17 protein-coding genes are annotated in these 23,197 nt (G+C 60.0%); 5 read left to right on the forward strand and 12 right to left on the reverse strand.

Annotated elements, in window-relative coordinates:
* Positions 1-24: 24 nt before the first annotated feature.
* The gene (locus P0N66_RS04215) at positions 25-1,020 is read right to left on the reverse strand and encodes a tRNA dihydrouridine synthase (RefSeq protein ID WP_275802746.1); all 996 of its coding nucleotides are present in this window, start codon (positions 1,018-1,020) and stop codon (positions 25-27) included.
* A 475-nt stretch (positions 1,021-1,495) separates the two neighbouring features.
* Here P0N66_RS04215 and P0N66_RS04220 point away from each other — a divergent pair, with 475 nt between their 5' ends.
* Complete coding sequence (locus tag P0N66_RS04220) at positions 1,496-3,145, forward strand: ammonia-forming cytochrome c nitrite reductase subunit c552 (RefSeq protein ID WP_275802747.1); 1,650 nt, start codon at positions 1,496-1,498, stop codon at positions 3,143-3,145.
* 143 nt (positions 3,146-3,288) lie between these two features.
* On the forward strand, positions 3,289-3,954 hold the full coding sequence (locus tag P0N66_RS04225; RefSeq protein WP_275802749.1) for a hypothetical protein: 666 nt from the start codon (positions 3,289-3,291) through the stop codon (positions 3,952-3,954).
* A 117-nt stretch (positions 3,955-4,071) separates the two neighbouring features.
* On the opposite strand, the gene clpB is transcribed toward P0N66_RS04225, so the two are convergent.
* The 6 genes from clpB to grpE form a co-directional block, all read right to left on the reverse strand.
* On the reverse strand, positions 4,072-6,696 hold the full coding sequence (gene clpB / locus P0N66_RS04230; protein WP_275802750.1) for an ATP-dependent chaperone ClpB: 2,625 nt from the start codon (positions 6,694-6,696) through the stop codon (positions 4,072-4,074).
* 261 nt (positions 6,697-6,957) lie between these two features.
* Positions 6,958-8,043 carry a GGDEF domain-containing protein gene (locus P0N66_RS04235; RefSeq protein WP_275802751.1) on the reverse strand — a complete coding sequence of 362 codons (1,086 nt, stop codon included), beginning with the start codon at positions 8,041-8,043 and terminating at the stop codon, positions 6,958-6,960.
* A 263-nt stretch (positions 8,044-8,306) separates the two neighbouring features.
* Positions 8,307-8,561, reverse strand: coding sequence for a LapA family protein (locus tag P0N66_RS04240; RefSeq protein WP_275802752.1), 255 nt, complete (start codon positions 8,559-8,561; stop codon positions 8,307-8,309).
* A gap of 86 nt (positions 8,562-8,647) precedes the next feature.
* Entirely contained in the window at positions 8,648-9,613 is a 966-nt protein-coding gene (gene trpS, locus P0N66_RS04245) for a tryptophan--tRNA ligase (protein ID WP_275802753.1), read from the reverse strand.
* Between the two features lie 340 nt (positions 9,614-9,953).
* On the reverse strand, positions 9,954-11,873 hold the full coding sequence (gene dnaK / locus P0N66_RS04250; RefSeq protein ID WP_275802754.1) for a molecular chaperone DnaK: 1,920 nt from the start codon (positions 11,871-11,873) through the stop codon (positions 9,954-9,956).
* A 101-nt stretch (positions 11,874-11,974) separates the two neighbouring features.
* Positions 11,975-12,574, reverse strand: coding sequence for a nucleotide exchange factor GrpE (gene grpE, locus P0N66_RS04255; RefSeq protein ID WP_275802755.1), 600 nt, complete (start codon positions 12,572-12,574; stop codon positions 11,975-11,977).
* Positions 12,575-12,907: 333 nt separating this feature from the next.
* Between grpE and P0N66_RS04260 the strand changes: the two genes are divergently transcribed.
* Positions 12,908-13,693, forward strand: coding sequence for a carbonic anhydrase (locus P0N66_RS04260; protein ID WP_275802756.1), 786 nt, complete (start codon positions 12,908-12,910; stop codon positions 13,691-13,693).
* A 142-nt stretch (positions 13,694-13,835) separates the two neighbouring features.
* Positions 13,836-14,750 carry a DMT family transporter gene (locus tag P0N66_RS04265; RefSeq protein WP_275802757.1) on the forward strand — a complete coding sequence of 305 codons (915 nt, stop codon included), beginning with the start codon at positions 13,836-13,838 and terminating at the stop codon, positions 14,748-14,750.
* Here the strand turns inward: P0N66_RS04265 and P0N66_RS04270 are convergent.
* Together P0N66_RS04270 and P0N66_RS04275 are read right to left on the reverse strand one after the other, a co-directional pair.
* Positions 14,695-15,348 carry a DUF4405 domain-containing protein gene (locus P0N66_RS04270; RefSeq protein ID WP_275802758.1) on the reverse strand — a complete coding sequence of 218 codons (654 nt, stop codon included), beginning with the start codon at positions 15,346-15,348 and terminating at the stop codon, positions 14,695-14,697. The genes P0N66_RS04265 and P0N66_RS04270 overlap by 56 nt on opposite strands.
* Before the next feature lie 176 nt (positions 15,349-15,524).
* Complete coding sequence (locus P0N66_RS04275; protein WP_275802759.1) at positions 15,525-16,586, reverse strand: putative metalloprotease CJM1_0395 family protein; 1,062 nt, start codon at positions 16,584-16,586, stop codon at positions 15,525-15,527.
* Between the two features lie 268 nt (positions 16,587-16,854).
* Between P0N66_RS04275 and P0N66_RS04280 the strand changes: the two genes are divergently transcribed.
* Positions 16,855-19,845, forward strand: a complete 2,991-nt coding sequence (locus P0N66_RS04280) for an AsmA family protein (protein WP_275802760.1) — start codon at positions 16,855-16,857, stop codon at positions 19,843-19,845.
* Here the strand turns inward: P0N66_RS04280 and P0N66_RS04285 are convergent.
* The 3 genes from P0N66_RS04285 to P0N66_RS04295 are packed head-to-tail and all read right to left on the reverse strand — an operon-like array spanning position 19,842 to position 23,190.
* Positions 19,842-21,749 (reverse strand): ATP-binding protein, encoded by a 1,908-nt coding sequence (locus tag P0N66_RS04285; protein WP_275802761.1) that lies wholly within the window; start codon positions 21,747-21,749, stop codon positions 19,842-19,844. The two genes, P0N66_RS04280 and P0N66_RS04285, sit on opposite strands and share 4 nt — an antisense overlap.
* Complete coding sequence (locus tag P0N66_RS04290) at positions 21,749-22,534, reverse strand: substrate-binding periplasmic protein (protein WP_275802762.1); 786 nt, start codon at positions 22,532-22,534, stop codon at positions 21,749-21,751. Before P0N66_RS04290 ends, P0N66_RS04285 begins: the two co-directional genes overlap by 1 nt.
* A 38-nt stretch (positions 22,535-22,572) precedes the next feature.
* A complete protein-coding gene (locus P0N66_RS04295; RefSeq protein ID WP_275802763.1) occupies positions 22,573-23,190 on the reverse strand; it encodes a hypothetical protein in 618 nt (205 codons plus the stop codon).
* Positions 23,191-23,197: the final 7 nt, after the last annotated feature.

A 23,197-nucleotide genomic window follows, 5' to 3' on the forward strand; every position in this document is an offset into this window, starting at 1 on the left:
GAAAAATGGGGTAGCTTTCGGTTTTCAGGCGGTCGCCAGAAACTGCTCGGCCCGCTGCCGGGCGGTAAACAGGTCCGGACTGCTCTGCACCGCTGCAGCCAGATAATGACCAAACTGGTAATTGCGGGCATAATAATGGGTGAACTCTTTGAGCCGCCCCAGCCGGCGTTCCGGGGTAAAACTTTCCTCAAGCAAGGCACAGAATCGCAAAAAAATAGCGGCTTTCTCTGCCCGGTCAGGGCCGGCGGAGACTTGGGAAAAATTATTCGCCAACCCTTCGGCAAGTTGGCGGAAAAGCCAGGGCCTGACGGCGGCGCCCCGGCCGATCATCAGCCCGTCGGCCCCACTGATCGCCAGGCAGGCCGCCGCATCGGCCGATGAGAAGATGCCGCCATTGGCTACCACGGGGATACTCAGCCACTGCTTGACCTTGCCCACCCACTCCCAACGGGGTTTGCGCCCATATGGCTCACCGCGCAGGCGAGCGTGAACGGTGAGTAAATCGAGTCCGGAATCTTCCAGCAAGCAGCATAAGTCCCGTAAACGCGGGGCATTCAACTCTTCCCCCAAACGGATTTTGGCGCTCAAAGGCAAAGCCGTCCGCCGCCGCACTTCCCGCACCAGGCGACCAACCAGCTCCGGTTCCTCCATCAGACGGCTGCCGCCGCCCTGGCGACGGATATCCGGTGCCGGGCAGCCCAGATTAAGATCAATGGCCGCCGCTCCCAATTCTTCCGCTGTGGCCACCGCCGCCGCCGCTTCTTCCAGCCTGAACAACAGCAACTGATAAGACAGCGGCTGCTCGCTGTGGTGACGCACCAGATAAGGCGAAAGGGTCGGATTTTCATGGGGCAACCGCTTGGCCGCCAGCATTTCCGTGCTCAACAGCCCGACTCCACCCTGCTCCTGCACCAGGCGGCGCAGAGCGGAATGGGTAAGTCCCGCCATGGGCGCCAACAGCAATGGCAGGCTAAGCCTAATCCCACCGTATACCAGCACCCTGTCATCTTTTTTTTGCATCCGGCATCTCACCCAATAATTGTTGATATTTTTTCAGCATAGCTTATACATTCATCACATTCACAAGGCAAAGCTCCCCGCTTATCTGCCACAATGTTGCAATCAGTCAAGTTTTAGTAATATTTTATCTGCCTTGACACAGGTCTAATTACGGTGATAAGCTCGACAGCAAGAACACTTTTCTGAACTGCCACTCACTATTGCCTGACCTTTCTAAGCCTTGAGTTATCAAAGAAAAACCAAGCACTGCCTATAATTAATTTACTGGAGGTTAACCACATCTTTACACAAAAGACGTTAGAATGAGCACCAAATAAGAATGGACACCATAGAATAACCATTCTTGTGGGTGAGGGTTAAAATTAATCTTAACGTCGTTTGATTGCAAGGAGGTGATGGACCACAGGAAGCGACAACAGTTTTAAACCTGATGAAAGATTTCTCAAGAACACAAGTGAAGGAGCAGGAGGAGAAAATGATTAAAAATTCGAAGTCCCTTTTGGGAGCAGCGATTGCTTTCGCCGTGGTGGGCGGCCTGAGCCTGTTCGGCGCCAGCGACGCCCAGGCGGCCGTTAAACCGGTGGATGTCAACACCTGTTACAACTGCCACGACAGCAGCGGCCCGGGCAGCGACATTCAGGCATTTCATGTCCGCGGCAAGCATGCCAGCATCAACTGCGGTCATTGCCACACCGAAACCGACGCCCACGTGCGCAACTTCAACACCAAGCCGGTAACCTCGGTAGACCAGCGGACTTGCGGCAAATGCCATGTCCTGCAGTTCGATTCCATGCTGCAAACCAACTGGGATCGTCCGGCCAAAGAAGAAAAGGCCACCCCCACTGGTCGCAGTCCCCGCTATGATTCCCTGATGAAACCCCACGGTTTCACCAGGGAGCATGCCGAACCCCGCAGCCACGTTTTTATGCTGATCGATCACCTGGTAGTTGATCGCGGCTATGGTGGCCGGTTTCAGTTCAAGAGTTGGGAGCTGATCGGCGACGCCAAGGCCGCCCAGCGCGGCGCCTGGGAAGTCCTTTACGACAAGGAACCCGAGACCAACGACCACAAGGCCTTCAAGGAGCAAACCGCAAACGCGGCCAACCCGGTCTGCATGTTCTGCAAATCCCAGGACAACATCCTCAGCTGGGCCTACATGGGCGACCCCCATCCCAAGGCCAAGTGGGACCGGACCTCCAACGTGGTTGATTTCGCCCGCAGCCTGAACCATGCCCTGAACTGCTTCACCTGCCATGATCCTCACTCCACCGAGCCGCGGATCACCCGTGATGCCCAGATTCAGGCTATTGTCGACCGCGACGAAGGCACCTATCCTTATGACGAAGAAAAAAGCAAGCGGATCACCGTGGAAAAAGTCGAGTTCCGCGACGGCTTCCGGGCCATCGGCCTGCTCAGCGAACCGGACTCCAACATGATGTGCGCCCAGTGCCACGTTACCTACAACTGCAACCCCGGCACCGACGCCAAAACCGGAGAGCGGGTGACCATGGCCGATCAGCGGACCAACCTCATGCCCTGGGTCAACGTCTGGGACATCGAGGAAGCAATGTTCGAGGACTTTGCTTTCTTTGATTACCGCGACGCCACCACCGGCGCCAAGAAGATCAAGTTCCAGCATCCGGAAATGGAAACCTTCTGGGGATCAACCCATGAACAGGCCGGGGTTCAGTGCCAGGACTGCCATATGCCCAGGGTTGTTTCTGCCGCTGGGCAGGAATACACCTCGCACTTCCAGACCAGCCCCCGTTATAACCTCAAGGGTACCTGTCTCCAGTGCCACACCGACTGGAGCGAAGAGCAGGCCATGTACACCATCAAATCCGTAAAGAACTACGTCCGCGGGCGGATCGCTAAGACCGAGTTCTGGCTCTCCGAGTTCATCGACACCTTTGTCCGGGCCAAGGATCTGGGCGTACCGGAAAACGTCCTGGAAGAAGCCCGCGGCTATCACACCACTGCCAACACCCATTGGGAATGGTGGGTCGCCGAGAACTCCGACGGCTTCCATAACCCGCAACAGGCCCGGGATTCCCTGGCCCGCTCCATGACCCTGTCCCAGGAGGGTATCGCCCTGCTGAACAAGGCCATTGAAGAGCGGCGGTAAACTGTGCGCACTGCTTTGCACTTGCAGTGATCAGCAGGTAGTTGTATAGGGCAAAGGGCGGGAATAATCATCCCGCCCTTTGCCTGTTTTGTTTTGTAAACACGATCAACCAAAGAATGCTGCAAGCAAGGAACGGTTTTATCATGAAAAGCTTTATTACGGTTTTATTGGTTCTCTTTCTGGCCGCCGCCTGCGGCCAGGAAAAGCAGGAAATGATCGGCGCCGAGGCCGGCCCGGCTCCCGACGAAGGCTACATCGTCCAAGTGGGCGACAGCTACATCACCCCCTCGGACGTTGAGCAGGAACTGCAGGGCATGCCGGAGAGCCGGCGGATGATGTACGAGACCCCGGACGGCCAGGATCGCCTGTTCGATGAGATGATCAAGCGGGAGATGTTCCGCCAGGAGGCGGTGCGCGCCGGCCTGGATCAGAGTGAAGCATACCGCAAACGGGTGGAATACCTCGCCCGCCTGGCTCTGGTGGAAATGTTCCTGGAGGACAAGATCCAGGGCAACGTCAGCGTCAGCGACCGCGAGATACAGGATTACTACGAGGAAAACAAGGACACCGAGTTTACCAACCCCTTAAGCGGTGAAACCCAGCCCTTCACCAGTGTCCGCAACAGTATCCAGCGGCTGCTGCTGCTGGAAAAGCAGCGCACGGCCTTCGACGACTACATGGAAGAGATGATGGAGCGCTATGTGGTCCAGGTATCCGATGAATACCGGGCCGACATGGCCGATGAACTGCCCATGCCGGAAAACGGTGACATGATCGACGATCCAGCCACCGCCGAACAGACCCCGTAAGCTTCAAAGTCACAGTTTTGGCCAATAAAAAAACCGCCCCCAACCGGAAGCGGTTTTTTTATTGGCCAAAGGGTCCTCACCGATCCATACAGCCGGGAATAGCCAGCGTCTATCTTATCAGTCAGATTCCCGCACTTCTTCGCCACCGGCAACTTGACTGAAAGTCAAGCGATCACTGCCCGCCGGCCGGTCAATGCGGATGGTGTCCCCTTCAACAAAGGCCCCTTCCAGGATCTTCATGGCCAGGGCGTCCTGGACATGGCGCTGGATGGCCCGCTTCAGCGGCCGGGCGCCGTAGTTGGGGTCGTAACCCACCTCGATGATGAACTCCCGGGCCGCCGGAGTCAACTCGATTTGATAGTGCTGCACCAGCAGCCGGTCGGTGAGCAGTTGGAGCTGGATATCGACAATTCGACTTAAGTGCTCACGCTTCAAGGCGTGGAAGATGATAATCTCGTCCACTCGGTTCAAAAACTCCGGTTTGAACTGGGCGTGCAGGATTTCATCAATGCGCTCCTTCATCTCCTCCCGGCGCTCCTCGCCCAAGTCCATGATCAGCTGGCTGCCCAGGTTGGAGGTCATGATCAGGATGGTGTTCTTGAAATCCACCGTCCGCCCCTGGCCGTCGGTCATCCGGCCGTCATCGAGGATCTGCAGCAGGACGTTGAAGACGTCCGGGTGGGCCTTCTCGATCTCATCAAAGAGGATCACCGAATAGGGCCGACGGCGCACCGCCTCGGTGAGATAGCCCCCTTCCTCGTAGCCCACGTAGCCCGGAGGGGCGCCGATCAGCCGGGCCACCGAATGTTTCTCCATGAACTCGGACATATCCAGCCGGATCATGGCCTTTTCGGTGTCAAAGAGAAAGGCGGCCAAGGAGCGGGCCAGCTCGGTCTTGCCCACCCCGGTGGGGCCCAGGAAGATGAAGGAGCCCAAGGGCCGGTTGGGGTCCTGCAGGCCCGCCCGGGCCCGACGCACGGCGTTGGCCACTGCGGCGATGGCCTCCTGCTGGCCCACCACCCGTTCGCTTAACTTGGCATCGGCCGCCACCAGCTTTTCCTTTTCCCCTTCCAGCAGCCGGTCGGTGGGAATCCCGGTCCACTTGGCCACCACTGCGGCCACGTCTTCCTCGTCCACCTCTTCCTTGAGCATCTTGCGGTCCTTTTGGATTTCCGCCAGGTGCTCGTTCTTGGCCGCCATTTGCTTTTCCAGCTCGACGATACGGCCGTAGCGGATCTCCGCCACCCGGCTCAAATCACCCTGCCGTTCGGCCTGCTGCTCTTCGATGCGGGCCTCGTCGATCCTGGCCTTGATATCGCGAATCTCCTGGATGCTCTCTTTTTCCAGATTCCAATGGCCCTTCATGGCCTGCAAGTCCTCGTTGCAGTCGGCCAGTTCGGCCTCCACCTTGCCGAGACGCTCACGGGAAGACTTGTCGCTTTCCTTCTTCAAGGCCTCGCGCTCGATCTCCAGCATGATCCTTTTGCGTTCGACCTCGTCGATCTCGGTGGGCATGGAGTCGATCTCGATGCGCAGCCGGGAGGCGGCCTCATCCACCAAGTCGATGGCCTTGTCCGGCAGGAAACGGTCGGTGATGTAGCGATTGGACAGCGTTGCCGCCGCCACCGTGGCCGAGTCCTTGATCCTCACCCCGTGGTGAACCTCGTACTTCTCCTTGATCCCCCGCAGGATGGCGATGGTATCCTCGACGCTGGGCTCCTTGACCAGCACCTGCTGGAAGCGGCGCTCAAGAGCGGCGTCCTTTTCGATATACTTGCGATACTCGTTGAGGGTGGTGGCGCCCACGCAGTGCAGCTCACCCCGGGCCAGGGCCGGTTTGAGCATGTTGGAGGCGTCCATGGAGCCTTCGGCTGCACCGGCCCCCACCAGGGTGTGGATCTCGTCGATGAAGAGGATTACCTCGCCCTGGCGCTGCTGAATCTCTTTGAGCACCGCCTTCAGCCGATCCTCGAACTCGCCCCGGTACTTGGCGCCGGCCACCAGGGAGCCCATGTCCAGGGAAATCACCTGCTTGTTGCGCAGGGTGTCCGGCACATCACCGTTGACAATGCGCTGGGCCAGGCCCTCGACGATGGCGGTCTTGCCCACCCCGGGCTCACCGATCAGCACCGGGTTGTTCTTGGTGCGCCGAGAGAGTACCTGCACCACTCGGCGCACCTCGTCATCCCGGCCGATCACCGGGTCGAGCTTGCCCTGGCGGGCGACATCGGTGAGGTTGCGGGCGTACTTTTCCAGGGCCTGGTACTTGTCCTCGGGGTTGGGGTCGGTGACCCGCTGGCTGCCCCGCACGCTTTCCAGGGCCTTAAGGAAGGCGTCTTTGGTGACGCCATGGCCGGTCAGCACCCGGGCCGCGGCACTGTCTTTATCCTCCAGCAGGGCCAGCAGCAGGTGCTCCTGGCTGACATACTCGTCCTGCATGCCGGCGGCCACCTTGAAGGCCCGGTCCAGCAGGCGTTGGAAGGCGCTGGAGGCGTACATTTGGCTGGCACCGGCGCCGCTTACCTGCGGCAATTTATTGACCAGGGCCTCCATCTCGGCGGCCAGCTTTTCCCGACTGACCCCCATCTTCTGCAGGGCCGGGGCGATCACCCCGTCGGTCTGGTCCAACAGCACCTTGAACAGGTGCTCCGGCTGCAACTCCTGGTGCTGGCGCTCCAGGGCCAGGCTCTGGGCCGCCTGCACCGCCTCCTGGGATTTCATGGTGAATTTGTCGAATTTCATACTTGGGTCTCTCCCGGTTAAGAGTAGATAATTAAGGCTTGGCCCATGGGACGGTGAGCCGAAAATGTTCTGCTGAATTTCAAACCATGCAGCGTCAACATTGTGACATGTAGACTTACGTTAAGAACGGCAACCCGGACTGTCAAGCATTGGGGGGGGGGAGAGTGCCCCATAAAAAGGCAGGAGGCACACCGATTTCAGCAAGAAATTCGGTGTGCCCGAGGAAGGGAGAAAAAGGGCGGGGGTTGAGTTGGGAAGATTTCAGGATCGCGCTTGCTTGCCCGGTGGGCGGCCATCCCAGGGTTGCTTATTGGTGGTTGGCGCCAGAGAACAGCAGCCCGAAGATTTGGCCCGGTAAAGGGCCTCGTCGGCTCGCTGCAGCCACTCTTCCAGGGACAATACCGACGCCCACTGGACAATGCCGACGCTGATTCCCAGTTTACGCTGGCCGTCACCAAAGATCAGCGCACTCACCGCCGAGCGGATCCGGTGCGCCAGAATTTTGGCAGCCTGGGCGTCACTGCCGGGCAGCACCAGAAGGAACTCGTCGCCTCCCATCCTAACCAGCAGATCACAGGTTCTGACCATGCCGGCCAAAGTATTGGCCACCAGACAGAGGGCGCGATCCCCTTCAGCATGACCGCAACTGTCATTAAGCTGCTTAAAGGAGTCCAGGTCCATGCTGAGCAGGGTTAGGGGCTGCTGGTAACGTCTGGCGCTCTCCAGCATAGGACTTATACGTTCATCAAAAACCCGGCGGTTGGGCAGCCCGGTGAGAAAGTCCCGGCGGGCCTGGTCAAAAAGATCACCGTATTCCAGTCCCCGCTGCAACGGTTCCGCCAGGATATCGACGATACCGGCCAGCAAGTCTATGCCCTCCTGACTAATGGCCGCGCCCCGCCGCATTACCAGCAGCAGCCCGCTGTCACTGGCCAACTCAAGCTTCCAACAACAGCCGTAGAAATCATCCTGCCAGCAGCAGGGAGAATTGTTGTCATGCGTTTTGGCATCAAGGAAGTTGGCGGCCAGTTCCAGCATCCGCCGACGCAGGGGACCATGTGAAGAGCACAGCACATGGTCTCTTTTGCCATCGACACTCCGGAAGGCCACCAGTTCATGCTCAACATGGGTCATCAGCCACACCGAGAAGGATGCCAGCATGTCGGGCAGGTCGGTGGCTCCGGCCAGGCGGGTCTGTAAATTGTTGACCATGGCCAGCCATAACGTCTGACGGCGATAGTGATCAAGTTGCACCAGCAAACTGCTTATCTGATTGCCACTGATCGCGGTTTCCGGGCCTGGCAAAGGCCACTTGAGGTCTTGGTGAGCAGCGACGGCAGCATTCATAACATTCTCCCCCATGGTACCAGTTAAACTTTTGACCAGGGATTAATGCTAATTTCATGCCAGTCCAGACTGATGAGATGAAAAATATCACCAACCGCGACTAACGACGGCAACCTTCCTCAAAGCAATGGTTTACACAACGTGAAACGATGGGCAGCAAAAGAACGGCAGTGGCCGCAGGGAAAAAATGGCAAAGAAAAAAGAGGGACAGATTTTACCTGGCCCCCTTGAAGTAGGAAAAAATTACCGGCGACCACCACTTATTATTGCGAACGGTCCAGATCCAGCAGATTGCTCCGGCTGCCCCGGCCGCCGGTTATCCCCAGGGAAATCAAAATGCCGATAAAAACCCCCACCAGCAGGGTGATGGCCAGCAGGGCCGCGCGCGGCATGGTAACTTTGACAAAAAGCAGTTGCACCGTCAACGGTTCGACATTCTGCAGAATAACCACAATGGCCAGCAGGGCCAACAACAGTGCCACCAGCAGTTTCAACTTCACCCGGTTAATGGTCTTCATCTCTGCTCCTCCGGCCTCAAATTAACCCAACGTTGTCGGCGTCGCAAAAAGCCGCGCCGCCTGCGGCGATGCGACGACACATTCACTCAGTAACGCAAACCAACCCGGCGACGCACCTCGTCCAGGGTCGGCGTCGCCTTGGCCCGGGCTCGTTCAGCGCCCTGGCGCAGAAGTTCCCGGACCTGACCGGAGTCGGCCAGCAGTTGCTTCCGGCGCTGACGGGCCGGGCGGAAATACTCCCACAAGAGCTCCAGCAACTCCAGCTTGATCTTACCATACATGGCACCGCCGTTAAGGTAAAGATCCCGCACTTCCTGTAAACGCTCGGCGGGGGCAAAAAGTTTAAAGATATTATAGAGGTTGCACTGGTCCGGGTCTTTGGGGTCATCCACCGGGGTGGAATCGGTGACAATGGCCATCACCTGTTTCTTCAGCTCCTTTTCACCGGCGAAGATGGGAATGGTATTGCCGTAGGATTTGGACATCTTCTGGCCATCGAGCCCAGGCACCACCGCCAGGTCGGCGTCGATCGCCGGTTCCGGCAGCACAAAGGTATCGCCGAACTGGGCGTTGAATTTGATGGCGATGTCCCGGGCCACCTCCAGGTGTTGCTTCTGGTCCTTGCCTACAGGCACCCGCTGGGCCTGGTAGAGCAGAATGTCGGCGGCCATCAGCACCGGGTAGGAAAACAGGCCATGGCTGGCGGCGATCCCCCTGGCGGTTTTATCTTTGTATGAATGACAACGTTCCAGCAGGCCCATGGGGGTGAGAGTGGAAAGAATCCAGGTCAGCTCGGTCACCTCCGGCACGTCGGACTGTACCCAGAAGATGCAGCGCTCGGGCTCCAGCCCCAGGGAGATGAAGTCGATGGCCGCCTCCAGGGTGCCGGTGGCCAGCCGCTGGGCGTCATGTACCGAAGTCAGGGCGTGGAGGTCGACAATAAAGGCATACAGTTCGTGGTCGGCCATATTGGCGATCATCGGTTGCATCATGCCGAAATAGTTGCCGATGTGCAACTGGCCCGAAGGTTGAATACCGGAAAGAACGCGCATATTTTCAATGGTCCTGTTAATGGTTGCGGTTGAATGCAAGTGATCACAAAGGCCATAGGTAAGCGGACACGGGCTGCCGCAGATTGCGGCAAGCGGGACGGCGATGCGTACACCAGTACGTGAGCCGGCCCGATCACCGCAAGATGCGGTGCCCAGTGATCGTTTACGGTTGGGTTTGTGGCCGTGATTGCCAGACGCAAGGCACGAGAATAAAAAAAAGGGGGGACGCAGGCAATAACTTTCTGCGTCCCCCCCGATATAAGGTACTGTTTGTTAACGATTCCCACACTTCAATCGTCAGGCAAGACCGACAAGCTGCCGAGCCAACCGGTCGTAATCGTTATTTGTCGTCCTTGACCTCTTCATAGTCGGCATCGACCACATCGTCGTCGGGCTTGGCACCGCCGGAGGCGTCATCGCCGCCGGCGCCGGCTTCGGGACCGCCTGGCTGGCCGCCGGCCTGGGAGTACATCATTTCGGCCAGCTTGTGGGAGGCCTGGGTCAAGGCCTCGGTACCCTTCTTGATCGCCTCCACGTCTTCGCCTTCCATGGCCTTCTTGAGGTTGGCGATCTCGCCTTCGACCTTGCCCTTGGTCTCGGTGTCCACCTTGTCGCCCAGATCGCGCAGGCTCTTTTCGGTGGCGTAGATCAGGGAGTCGGCCTGGTTACGGGCCTCCACCAGCTCCTTGCGCTTGCGGTCCTCCTCGGCGTGGCCCTCGGCGTCCTTTTTCATCCGTTCAATCTCTTCCTCGGAAAGACCGCTGGAGGCCTGGATCTTGATGGACTGCTCCTTGCCGGTGCCCATGTCCTTGGCCGAGACATGGAGGATGCCGTTGGCGTCCAGATCGAAGGTCACCTCAATCTGTGGCACGCCCCGGGGGGACGGCGGAATGTCGGCCAAGTCAAAACGGCCGATGGTCTTGTTACCCGAGGCCATCTCCCGCTCACCCTGCAGCACGTGGATGGAAACCGCCGGCTGGTTGTCCGCCGCCGTCGAGAACACCTGGCTCTTCTTGGCGGGGATGGTGGTGTTCTTTTCAATCAGCTTAGTCATTACCCCACCCAAGGTTTCAATGCCCAAGGAGAGCGGGGTGACATCCAGTAGCAGTACGTCCTTGACATCGCCCTGCAATACTCCACCCTGGACGGCAGCACCGATGGCCACCACCTCGTCGGGATTGACCCCGCGGTGGGGATCCTTGCCGAAGATCTCCTTGACTTTCTCCTGCACCTTGGGCATACGGGTCATGCCGCCCACCAGGATCACCTCGTCGACGTCGGAAGCGTTAATGCCGGCGTCTTTCAGGGCGGTGCGGCAGGGGCCCTCGGTGCGGTCGATGAGATCCGCCACCAGCGACTCCATCTTGGAACGGCTCAGCTTGATGTTGAGATGCTTGGGCCCGGAGGCATCGGCGGTGATAAAGGGCAGGTTGATGTCGGTTTCCATGGTGGAGGAAAGCTCCATCTTGGCCTTTTCCGCCTCTTCCTTGAGGCGCTGCAGGGCCATCTTGTCCTGTCGCAGGTCGATACCCTGGTCGCGTTTGAACTCGTCGGCCAGCCAGTTGACAATCCGCAGGTCGAAGTCCTCGCCGCCCAGGAAGGTGTCGCCGTGGGTGGATTTGACTTCGAAGACCCCGTCGCCGATCTCCAGGATCGACACGTCGAAGGTGCCGCCGCCCAGGTCGAAGACCGCGATCTTCTCTTCGCTCTTCTTGTCGAGACCGTAGGCCAGCGAAGCGGCGGTGGGCTCGTTGATGATCCGCTGGACATTGAGACCGGCGATCTGGCCGGCGTCCTTGGTGGCCTGGCGCTGGGAGTCGTTGAAGTAGGCCGGCACGGTGATCACCGCGTCGGTGACCTTTTCGCCCAGGTATTCCTCGGCGGTCTGCTTCATCTTGCCCAGCACCATGGCGGCGATCTCCGCCGGGGCGTAGACCTTGCCGTCCACTTCCACGGCGGCATCACCACCGCTGCCCTCGACGATCTTGTAAGGGCTGATTTCAACGCTTTTCTTAACCTCGGCGTCGGTGAACTTACGGCCGATCAAACGTTTGATGGCGTACAGGGTGCGGTTGGGATTGGTAACCGCCTGGCGCTTGGCCACCTGGCCCACCAGCCGCTCGCCGGCATCGTTGAAGGCCACCACCGACGGAGTGGTGCGAGTGCCCTCGGCATTAGTGATAACCTTGGGGTCACCGCCTTCCATGATCGCCACGCACGAATTTGTGGTTCCCAAATCAATTCCTATGATCTTACCCATGATCAAATCTCCTTGTCTGAAAGACTAAAATATCCCGGCCTTGCGGCCGCTTTAATTTAAGCACGGTATTTCCGTGTGGTTTTAACAGTTACCGACCGGGGCTATTGCTCTTTTTGGCCGGAGCCGCTGGACACTACCACTTTGGCGGCCCGCAACAACCGGTCTTTGAAGAAATAACCCCGCTGAAATTCGCTGATGATAGTGTTGACCGGAGCTTCATCACTGGCCTCCATGACCATGGCCTCGTGCAGATTGGGGTCGAAGGTCTGCCCCATGCTGTCCATGGGTTTTAAGCCGAACTTTTCCAGGCTGGCCAGCAGACCCCGGTAAGTCATCTCCACTCCTTCCAGCAGGGCGGAAGCATCGTCGCTGTTGCGGCCCTGCTCGATGGCCCGTTCCAGATTGTCCAGCGACGGCAGCAACTCCTTCATCAGGCCTTCCTCGGCATACTTGAAGGAATTTTCCCGCTCCCGCTGCATCCTTTTCTTGTAGTTTTCAAACTCGGCGGCCAGTCGCAGCATCCGGTCTTCCAGGTCGTGGGCCTCGCTACGAGCCTCACTGAGCTGCACCAGCAGGTCATCGCTGCTGCCCTCATGGCTCTCCTGTTCGGCGGCCTGCAAATCAGACTGCTCCTGCTGCTCCGCCTCCACCTCGAGATCCGGTCGCGGGGTGGGATTTTCAAATTTCTCCTTCTCACTCATACTCACTGGTTCCTCCATAAAAAACGAGCCCCTTCCGAACCCTCAAAAATTCCGGGCCGCCCGTTTTTTTCGTATTGTCGGGGCAATTCCGTGATCACCGGGAACGTTAAGTACGGCCCCGGAGCTTGTCAAGGCAAGGAAAACCATTAAATGGAAAATGACCGGGGCCGACAGAACATCACATGCACATTCACCACAGTTTCAGGCTGCCTTATTTGGGCTTTCACTACGACACGGCGCTTGCCGACGGTTTGACAATTACCCGTTTTGCCCGTAAAGTTGTCATGATCCGCTGTTTGACCGGCACCACCACAACCCTCGGGGAAAACAACCATGATCGGAAAAAAAATTTGCACCCTGCTTCTGTTTGGCTGCCTGCTGGCCCTGTTGCCGCCCGCCGCCGCGGCTTTGGAACCGCTGCCCAAGATTCGGGCCGGCACCCCTCCCCATGCGGTGCTGGGTAATATCATGGGGGCCAACCGCCAGGCCCTGGGCGGAGTCAGTGCCACCGCCGCCGGGCGGCAACTGGACCAGGCCCCGCACCTGGTCTGGCTGGCGGACCCGGACCCCCGGGTTAAGCCGGAGTTGATCTGGACCCACCAGGACGGCGGTATTTACACGGTGCGCAATCTGGGCAACCAGATGGAAACGGGCGCGGCGGCCGTCGATTACGGGGTCCGCAGCCTGCATGCCACCATTCTGCTGATCACCGGCAACACCGACAGCCAAGCCATTACCCTGTTCAACGATGGTTATGAACATTTGGGGGCGGATATCCGCCGGGAGTTGAATCAGCTTCACCCGGCGCTGGGCCGCCTGGTCGCCGAGACACCCCGAGATAGCGAGGACCGGAAAAAAATGCTGCTACGGCAGGTGGAGAGCAATGTCGATTACCAGGTTACCCGGGCTCTGGAACGCTACCGCGACCGGGTTGATGGCGGCCGCCTGGTGGTGGTCGGCGGGGTGATCGACCTGGCCAACCACTATGGCGGCGGGTCGGGCCGACTGTACCTGATTAACCTCAACGGCGAAACCGATCCGCGTCGCATCCGCGATGCCAGCCATATCGTGCGGGTGCACCCGGAAATGCGCGGCTACCTTGGCCGCCCCCAGCGATAGCGAAACAGGGACGGGGGGACGTACTTAACGAAAACAGCGGGGACGTACATAAAATTATAAGTTTCCTTGCGGGAAACTTATAATTTTATGTACGTCCCCCGGTCCCTATACGTCCCCCCTACGGACGAGAGCACCCCACACCATGATCAGTGAACAGCGCAAAGGGGAATTTTACCTGCTGGCCGAGGAGTTTCTCTGGGGCTGGTTTCCCATCGTCACCCTGCTGAGCTACCCCTACCTGGCGCCGTTGTGGTCCATGGGGTTGACCCTGGCGGTGGCCGCCGTTTTTTTCGGGGTGCTGATGGGCCGAGGAAAGAAGGGGCGCAGCCGATGGCGGGAACTTAAGTACCGGCGGGCCTGGGCCGACCTGGCCTGGTCGTCGTTTTACATCATGCTGCTCTTTGTTCTGCTCTTTACCGGGCTTTCCTATACCACCGCCGGCAATGCCGCCCTGATCCTCTTTATGCAGGTCTTTTTCGCCTTCCTCTTCTTCAACCTGCTGCAGGGCGAGAAGATGAACCCGGTCCACCTGGCCGGCGCCGCCATGATGAGCGTGGGCGCCTTCCTGGTGCTTTTCCCCGGTGAAGCCGGGCTCAACAAGGGCGACCTGCTGGTGCTGCTGGCAGCCGTGGTGGCACCCATCGGCAACCGCTACCAGCAGCGGGCCCGCCGTTATGTGCATGCCACCACCCTGCTCTTTGTCCGTACCGTCACCAGCCTGCCGGTGGTACTGCTGCTGGCCTGGCTGTACGCCAGCCCGCCCGGCCTGACCGATCTGCAGGCAACCTGGTGGCTTATGGCCATCAACGGGGTTTTCCTGATGGGATTATCGAAAATCTACTGGATCGAGGCCCTACACCGGCTCAGTGTTACCAAGATCAGCGCCATGACCGCCCTCTCGCCGCTGTTTACCATGCTGTTTGCCTTTTTCGTGCTGCATGAAATTCCCGGCGGTTGGCAGTTGACCGGCATCCTGCCGATTCTGGCCGGCGGCATCCTGATTACTCGCCCGATCGACCCCGGCGTGGCGGTTCGGAACTGTCGTCCCGGGCGCTGACCGCCTTTTCCTTGATCACCAGGTAAATCTGCTGCGGCGGCACCCGGTTGGCCTGGGCAATGGCCAGGATGGTCTGCTGCTCATCATTGAACTCCATGCCGGCCTGCCGCAGCACCGCTTTAACCTGGGGCAATTCATAACGGAGGCGGGAGGCAAATTCCGCCAGCGTGGAAAGCTCGGCATGGCCATAGGGCGGCTCCCCATATTTGACCGCCGCCCGCTCTTTGAGAGTATCGCTCAACTGGGTGATATTGACAAAAGGGGGCACTTCGAAATAGGTTCCCAGTCCGCACAGCAGACTGAGCAACAGGGCCAGGCAAAAATTGCCGTTGAACACCCGCAAGCGGCCGGCCCGATCCTTTAAGTAGGCCTTGATGGGTTGCCAGTTGTAATAGGTGTGCAAAAAAATACTGAGCAAGAAAAGAATGCCGAGGTTGAGATGGAGATCTTCCCACTGGGATTTGCTCAACCACAGCAGTTGCCAGTCGGCCCAATAGGCCACCCGGCCGGCCGGGACAATATAGAGGACCACGCTGGTCACCAGCACGAAAACAAAGGTTATCAGGGCGGTAAGGGAAGTAATGCGACGGACGTTCATGGGGCTGGCTCCTGGACTGTAAATGCACAAAGATAAGAAGGCCCGGTCGGACCCGCATCACTTTTTCAGGCCCGGGGGAAGGCGGCAACAACTGCCACAATGGAACCAGCATTCTATAATGACCAGCGAGGCTAAAGCAAGGACAAATATCGTCGAAAAGACGGCGGCGCAGGCCCTCAGGCCCGGATGTGGAGCTGGGCGGCGGTCTGGTCAAAGGCCGCCAGGGCGGCGGTGGCCCGGCGGGCGGCAATGGGAGAGGCGGGTCCAAAGGGAGAGGTGTAGCCGGTGCCTTCAGCGTCCGGGGCAGTGGCGACCTCGGAGTCGTGCTGCTCGGGGCTGGGGAGATCACTCCCCAGCATGCGCATGTCCAGTTCGCGGCGGGAGGCCTCCCGCTGCTGCTCCAGCCGGATCATCTCCAGTTCCCGGCGGGCTTCGGTCAGGGCGGCATCGGCCTGGGAGGCCACTTTCCGGTCCTGGGACGAAGGATCGGCCGGGGCCATGGCGGCGGCCCGGATGACCTGCATTTTGCGGATGGTGGCCTCGGGGCTGGGTTCTTTCGAAGTATCAATGCTCACTTCCCCGCCCACGGCGTAGTTCTTGCCATCGGGGCCGGTGGCATAGGTGAAGTTGGCCCCGCCCCGGGCGTAGGGGCCGGCCACCGCCAGGTGGGCCATTTCATGGGCCTTGACTCGGGTATCAAGCTGCTGCAGCCGAGCCACCTCCAGCTTTTCCTCCCGGCTGAGTTCCTGCACTGCGGCTCGACCCGCTTCTCGCCTGATTGCCGGCTGATCGTGATCATCGGGCTCATCAAGCGGGTCCGCTGTCGGCGGCGCTGAAGGTTTTGCGGCAGCGCCACCAAAGCGCCCAGCCTCACCTGCTCCACCAGCCGAAGGATAAAAACCGCCACCCGCATCAGCCCTGCCGCCAGCGGGGACAGACTCACCGCCAACAACCCTGGCGGCCGCCGCCCCACTATTCAGCCCCGGCTCCCGGGTAAAGGCGGCATAGGCACGAACCCCGCAAGAGGAACAACTGCCACAACTGCAGGCCCCGGCCGCGGCAGCATCAACCTTGGCCATGGCCCGGTTTTTCCACCATTGCCCCGGTTCAAAGACATCCTGGCCGGCGGACGGAGCCCGGGCCTCGGCCGCCGAAGGCGGCTTAACCCCCGGTGGTCCACCACCGGCCGACTTCACCGGCCAGGCAGACATTCCTGAAAGAATGGCATTAAGGTTCATTACAGCCTCTGCCCCTTGCGCTTAACCCGTAACCGCCACCATGATGACGATCCCGGTTTTCTGGATCCTTAAAAACCCGACTCCACGCTTCACGCGGAACTCGGTACATAACCCATCGGTCAGTCTCCCAAGGGACTTAAATTTTTTTACCGGCCTGAGCGCAACAATTTTGCGCATTTATCAACTGCCGGATAATATGATATCATGGTCGTATTCGACGGCCAACCGTCACTCAAGCAACCGCTCACTTTGCCGGGAAGATATAACCATGAAATTCGTCAAGATTACCCTGATCACCATTCTATCCCTCGTCCTGCTGCTGGTTGTCGGCCTGGTGGCGGCGGCGCACCTGATTGACATCAACCGCCACCACGACCGCATCGCCCAGGTGGTTTACGACCAGACCGGCCGCACACTCTCTATTGATGGCGATCTGGAGTGGGGCCTGTGGCCCAATCTCTACCTCAAAGGCGGCCCTCTGAGCCTGAGCAACGCCCCCGGGTTTGCCCGGGAACCATTTTTCCGCCTGGAGAGTTTCCATTTCTCGGTGGCCACCTGGCCCCTGCGCCGCTCCGAAGTCCACCTGGAAACCCTGCGGCTTTCCGGCCTGCTGTTGAATCTTGAAAGCAACGAGGATGGGGTCGGCAACTGGGAAGATCTGGTGAGTGAGCCCGCCGCCGAACCGGCCAAACCACGAAAAAAACCGGCCGGCGAGGGACTGCCCCTGGCGGCCCTGGCCCTGGGCGGCATCAACATTGACCAGGGCCAGGTCAACTGGCATGATCACGGCACCGGGCAGCAGGCCCGGGTCAGCGACCTGCGATTGACCGTGGGCGCCTTGAGCTTCGGCGAACCCATGCAGCTTGTGCTGGCCTTCAACGCCGCCAGCAACCAGCCGGAAATTGAGGTCGCCGCGGAAGCGGAGGCTACCCTGCTTTACGACCTCAACATCGGCCGTTACGCCATAAAACCACTGCAGGCGGCCGCCACCTTCCGCGGCCCCACGGTGCCCGGCGACGAGGCTGTCCTCACCTTGCATACCCTGCTTGAACTGGACAGTGAAGCGGGCCGGGCGGAAATCGAAGATTTCCGGCTGGAAGGGCTGGGAGCCCTGGTTCAAGCCCGGATGAGTATGCATGATCTGGAGGCAGACCTGCCCAGCTGCCGGGGCGAAATCAGCGTCGACATCGCCGACCTGGTACAACTGCTGAATGTTTTCGACGCCCCCCTGGGACAACAATTGGCCGGGGTGCGGGAGCGCAGCGTCCGGCTGGCCACGGAGTTTAACGCCGAACCCGGCCAGGGCCGGATCATGGTTCCCAATCTTACCGCCCAACTGCTGGGCACCACGATACGCGGCCGGCTGGAAGCTGATAAAATCCATTCCGACCAGCCCGAAGTGCTGGGGGGTATAAGAGCTGAAGGCTCAGACCTGCCCGCCCTGCTGGCCATCGGCGCCCGGCTGCAGCCCGGCGCCGACCCGGAGGCCCTCGCCCGGGCCCTGGCCGGCCTGCGCGAACGAGGACTGCTGGCGGAGGCAACCTTCAGCAGCGAAGGAGACGAGATCGTCATCCCCCATCTACATCTGCGGGCCCTGGCCACCGAAATTACGGTGGACGGCCGGCTAAGCAAACTGGAGGCCGAAATGCCGGCCATCAGCGGCCAGGCCAGGGTTGCCGGCCGCGACCTGCCGCTGCTGCTCAAGGTCGCCAGCGCCTTCCAGGGGGGTCCCGACGCCAGTGACTCCAAGCCCGAGGAAATTGACGAACCCACTCCGGGAGCCGAACTGTGGGCCCTGGCGGACCGCATTGCCGCCGCCCGCCGCAACTCCTTCAACCTGACCACCGGCTTTACCGCCGACTTGGACCAGGAACGGCTGTCCATCAACAACCTCAAGGCCGCCGCCCTGGGTCTGGAAGCCCAAGTAGAACTGGCGGCTCGGGGGATTATGTCTGAGCCGGACTTTAAAGTGGCCGTCTCTCTGGACCCCTTCAACGCCCGTCAGTTGCTGCCCATCCTGGCGGTGGAGCTACCGGAAACCGCTGACCCCCGCACCCTTACCCGCTTGCGCCTGCAGGCCGACATCGACGGCACCCCGGAGCGCTTCACCATCAAACCCCTGAATCTACTCTTGGACGACACCAACATCCAGGGCGAAGTAACGGTGCATGACCTGGAAAAGCAGGATCTGGCCTTCAACATAAAAATCGACGGCATCGACCTGGATCGCTATCTGCCGCCGGAAAGCGAAGACCAGCCGGTCACCCCGGACACCGCCGCCGTCGGCGCCGCCCTGCTGCCGGTGGAGTTGCTGCGCGAACTGCGCCTGGAGGGAGAATTAAAAATCGGCGAGTTGAAACTCACCGGGCTGCGGGTCAGCGACTTAAACCTGAAAACCCGGGCCCGCGACGGCCAGATCCGGGTGGCCCCGCTGCAGGCCGCTCTTTACCAGGGTGAGATGGACAGCACCATTGCCATCGACGCCCGGGGCGAGCAACCGGCCCTGCAAACCACCAATCGCCTGCGGGGAGTCCAGGCCGGGCCGCTGCTGCGTGATCTCACCGGAGAAGAGGAAAAAATACGGGGCCAAGCCGACATCAGTTATGAACTGAACACCAGGGGCAACGAAGTTGAAACCCTGAAATCCAACCTTAACGGCAGGGCCGAGTTCAGCTTCCGGGACGGCGAAGTGGTAGGCATCAATATCGGCCGCCTGCTGCGGCAGACCACCGCCCTGATCGAGCGGCGCACCTTTGCCGCCGATGAGCAGGCGGTCACCGACTTTACCACCCTAAGCGGCAGCGCCCAGATCAGCAATGGCCTGGTCAGCAACCAGGATCTCCGCATGATGTCGCCCATGCTGCGGGTAACCGGCGAAGGCACGGCCCACCTGGTCAGCGAAGAGGTTGACTATCTGCTGACCGCCGCCGTGGTGGCCACCGCCGAAGGTCAGGAAGGCGCCGAACTGGACGCCCTGCAGGGCATCGTGGTTCCCATCCGGATCAGCGGCACCTTCGACGATCTGACCTTCCGTCCCTCGTTGGACGGCGCCGCCCGGGCCAAGTTAGAGCAAAATCTGCGGCGGCTGGAGGACCGGCTGGAACGCGAAGGCCGGCGAGCTCTGGAAGACTTGCTGGGGGTGCCGCTGGACCGGCCTGACCGCAAGGAAACCGATAGCGCCCCTGACCAGCAACAGCAGCTTGAAGAAGAACTGGAAGAACGCCTGCGCGACGAATTGCGCCGCCGCCTGCGTTTTTAAGGTACCGCCCTGCCGTCAGGTCCGCAGGAGTTACCGGCTGGGGCGTGGTCGAGAACCCGGCGCACCAGACGGGCGATGTCATCCAGGCTGAATGGTTTCATCAGGTAACCCTGGATACCATCCCGCCGGGCCTGTTCGGCGGTCATACGGGTGCTGAAGCCGGTACAGATAATCACCGGCAGATCGGGCCGAATCTCCCGCAGGGCCCGGGCCAGCTCGCCGCCGGTGAGCCCCGGCATGGTCTGGTCGCTGATCACCAGGTCAAAGGCCCAGGGATCCTGGCGGAACAACTCCAGCGCCTGCCGGCTGTCGGTCAGCCCCATTGCGCGGTAACCCAGATGCTCAAGCAGGCTGGCAAGCATTTCCACAATCTTGCTTTCATCATCCACCACCAGGACTCGCTCCCCGCCCCGAGGCAGGGACTCTCCACCATCCGTGACCATTTTCGTCGCACCATTGGCGTTGGCCACCGCCAATGGGAGAAAAATCCGCACCACCGTACCTTTGCACGGCTCGCTGTATACCGTCAGCCGTCCCCCATGCCCTTTGACGATCCCGTGCACCATGGCCAGCCCCAGACCTGTGCCCTTACCCTGCTCCTTGGTGGTAAAATAAGGCTCAAAGATCCGCTCCAGGGTGGCGGCATCCATCCCCACCCCGGTGTCGCTGACCGTCAGGCATGCGTAACTGCCCGGCAGCAGTGGCTCCCTGCCAAACTGTTCACTGTCTCCGATCTCCACCCGGCGGAGGTTGATCTCCAGCGTCCCGCCCCGCTCTTCCATGGCCTGGGCGGCATTGGTGCAAAGATTTAAAATTACCTGCTGCATTTGGGTAAGGTCCGCCAGCACCGGGCCGCATGCCGCCTCCAGATCAAACTTAATTTCAATGGTGGCCGGCAGGGAGGAGCGCAGCAGTTTGATATTCTCCTTGATGATCGGCTGCAACTCAAGCAAGCTGCGTTCCTGGTCCTGGCGACGGCTGAAGGTCAGGATCTGCTGCACCAGATCCCGGGCCCGCTTGGCCGCCTGGAGAATTTCATGGACCTGGAATTTCTCCTGCTCCGCCGGGGTGAGCTGCATCTTGGCCAACTCACAGTAGCCAATGATAGGGGTCAGTATATTGTTGAAATCATGGGCCACTCCGCCGGCCAAGGTGCCCACCGCCTCCATCTTCTGGGCCTGGCGTAACTGGGCGGCCATCTTTTCCCGCTGCTGGTTTTCGGCCAACAGGGCCTGGCGCATCTCGTTGATGGCCGCCGCCACCTGCCCCAGCTCATCCTGGTCGGAACCGCCCAACCCTCCGCGATCCAGCATCAGCGGCCGGTCCAGACGGCTGAGTTTGAGCGAGCGGGCGTAATCGGCCAGCGCCACCAGATGCCGGCCCACCAGGAAATAGAAGAGAAAAAAGATAAAGGTGGAAACAAAAAAGGTCTTCACCGCCTGGGTGGCAAAGATCACCAGCACCCGGCTCCATAAACGGGCATAGACCTCATCCAGCCCCACCACCACCAAAAGGGTGCCCAGGGATACCTGCTGCCCCCGGTGGCTGTAGGTCAAGGGGAATTCATAGCTGAGGTGCTGCTCTGCCACCGGCTCCCCCACAAACAGCGACGGCTCTCCCTGCCGATGGATTGCCAGATAACGGATATCGGGCAGATCAAGGATACCAAGCATTTGCACATTGATCATGCGCTCGTTGAAGGACCATAACCCCTCGCTGAGGCTCTGCAGATAGCCGGTTTCAATCTGGCTGATATTGGCGTCGATACTTTGCAGGTCGCGGCGGTACTCGAAATAGAGCTGTACCGCCGTGCCCAGCAGGGTCACCACCGAGCTGAAGAGCAGAATAAAGATGATGAAACGGCGGCCGATACTGTGCCACCAGGGAAACCGGGATGGGCTCATCAGGGCAGGTGCTCCTCGGGATCGAATTGCTCAAAGGCGCCGAAAGCTTGCCGCCTTACGCGTTCGTAGGTGCCGTCCTCTTTCAGGCGCCGCAGTTCCCGGTCGATGGCCGGCAGCAGGTGCTGATGCCGCTGATGCAGATAAAGATACCAATGGCCCTGGAGCAGCGGCGGCTCCAGAATTTTCACCCCCTGGATCCCCAGCCGGGCCACCGCCTCCAGCCCCAGGATGCGATCAATCAGCACCAGTTCCAGGCGATCGTGGGCCAACATCAAAAAAAGCTGATCGGTTTCGTCCACCAGCCGCCGACGAGGATGCTCCTCGGTAGCGTACTCCAAAATCTTCCAGCCGCTTAAAAATCCCAGTTCATAAGGCAGCAGGCTCTCAGAACCAAGCACCGTAAAGTCATGCTTCCGGCTGAAAACGGTCATCCGGTATTCCAGCACCGCCTCGGTGGTGCGGCGCAGGTTGGGGTAAACCTCATCCAGCCCGGCAATTCGGCAGACATCACCGTCGTCGATCCCGGCATCGGCATTGCGCAGGGCCCGTTCCCCGGGCAACAGTTGAATCTCGAAGGTAGTACCCAGACGGTCAAACAGTTCGGCATACAGCAGGTCGAGGAAACCGTCGCCGGCAGGCGAGGTGATGGGAGCGGAGAAAGGGCTGTTGAGCACCAGATGGAGCGGCTCTGCGGCACCGCCTTCCAGGTCGTCGCCGGCAGCTACCGTCGCCGCCGGCAGCAACAGCAGAGCCACCGCCAGCCAGGAGCAAAAAAACTCACGCATGCTGCCCCTCCCGGATTATGCGGTCCCAAAAATCCACGTTAAGCTCTGGCCGGCCACCAGCGGCGGATCAGCCCCGCCACCTGCTCGGCGTAAAAACAAAACAGCATTCCCAGCACCACCGCGCCGGTGGTGATCCAGAAAAGCACCAGGTGCAGGGTGTGGTAACGGTGAAAGTAGAGGTCCAGCACAAACAGTATCAGCCCCAGATGCACCAGGGAGGAGCCCAACCGGACCCAGTAGTTCTTGCTCTCGAAGTTGAGGCTGGCGCTGCCGGCCAGGGCCATGCCCAGCACCACCAGTTGCAGGGCCAGGGAGGCAAAGAGGATCAGCAGCAGGGCCGGATGGCCGCCGAGAGCCAAAAAGGTAACCAGGGCCACGGCCAGCAGGACGATGGTGAAACGGTTGAGCCAGCGCTCCGGCAGCAACCGTTTGGGCACGCAAATCCCCAGTAGCAGAATCAGGGCGATGATAAAGGGCGCCACGATGCCGTTCATGGTGTTCAGGTAGGCCATCTGAGCGGTGGCGGCCATTTCATGCACGGCGGCGGCCTTGAAATAAAACATGGCCGCCACGCAGATCACCGAAATGCCCCCCAGCACCACGGTGGTCGCCAGGATCAGCTTATAATCGTATGAACTCGAACTTTTGTCTTCCATGATTCAC

The sequence above is a fragment of the Desulfurivibrio dismutans genome, assembly GCF_029210385.1.
GTDB classification, from domain to species: Bacteria; Desulfobacterota; Desulfobulbia; order Desulfobulbales; family Desulfurivibrionaceae; genus Desulfurivibrio; species Desulfurivibrio dismutans.